This window comes from Rhodococcus sp. Chr-9 (assembly GCF_000801125.1).
Classification (GTDB): domain Bacteria; phylum Actinomycetota; class Actinomycetes; order Mycobacteriales; family Mycobacteriaceae; genus Rhodococcus; species Rhodococcus pyridinivorans.
Map to the genome: position 1 here is coordinate 1 of NZ_JTIZ01000020.1, position 1,175 is coordinate 1,175.

Here is a 1,175-nt window from a genome sequence, read left to right on the forward strand (position 1 = left end):
GCTAATTCCTTGGACGCTGTCCAAGCGAGGTTTGTCCTTGAGGCAGGTCCCGATCTTTTTGAGGGCGGACATTTTAGCTCTTTTTCAGGGAAACGATCAATTAACCCCATCATCTGCACAGTGCTCAGATTGATAGGACTTCCCTTCTCGAATCCGGTAATTATTTTGTTTTTGAGGCATCGACCAGCCCGCCCTGCGCTGTGTACGAAGTCATTTCGGATGTTTCGAATGTCAGCAAAAAACTGGGATCTAATATCTCCTGCCAACCATGGTTCACCGTCAGGAGCGGGACCATATGCCTGTGCCAACCGTTCGCGATAGGTATCTTCCCAAAGCGAATGAATGTAGGTGAACCACTGCCCGTATAACGCAGTCTGAACCGGTGGTGTGTGATCGGTTTCTACAAGCCCTTCTCCCAGTACAAAGGTCGACATCCCTGCCTCAATGGAAGCCCGGAATCGTTCCATGTGTACCCGGTCAGGGCCGTCTTCAGAAACCAGCTCGAACGTCCGGAAGTCGTAATAATCCCTGCGATCTGAGTGACCCCTCCTTGCCTGCTTTTGAGAATCAGTCTCCCATTTATTAACCAATTCCAGCACCCGGGAGTGGCCCGTCAAAGTCAGGGTTAGAGTCAGAATAAAGTCTTCCTTGAGCTCTTCCATCACTTGTTCAGGAGACTCTCCAGAATATGATGCTTCACTTACTGCGGCTCGAACATCTTTTTCAATCTCACTAAAAAAGATCAGGTTCTTTTGGAGTTCAGCTGGAGTAGTGGATCGGACGATCCGTTCCACCGCAGCGATTGCAGGAGATGCAGCAATTTCTAGAGGACTGTCCTTGGGAGTTAGTCCGCTGTCCCTCGCATTGAGGAAAACCGCAAAAGGTGGCGTAGTCGCAAGACTGCGAAAAAAATAGGGAGGCATGTTTGGGACGGTCCCGACTTCCTCACATCCCTTCAACGTCGTAGACATCGAGCGGACGATGAGCGCGACTTGCTCCAAGGACTGCAGGAGCTGACTTTTTGGGTTGATCAGTGACATGCGCGGAAGCTAGCGCGCTGCACTGACAGCGCAGGGGGCGAGTCGGGTCAGAACTGCTGTATGTCTCTGAGAAGTGGATTTGTCGACGCTAGCCTCAATCTTTCGCGCGGACCGCGTGCCGGCCTGAGCGGTCTC

Annotated in this window: 1 pseudogene; it reads right to left on the reverse strand. The window is 51.8% G+C overall.

Features of this window, described 5'->3' with window-relative positions:
• Nucleotides 1–1,040 (reverse strand): annotated as a pseudogene (locus tag QR64_RS26400) (hypothetical protein); the annotation flags it as partial.
• Nucleotides 1,041–1,175 lie beyond the last annotated feature (135 nt).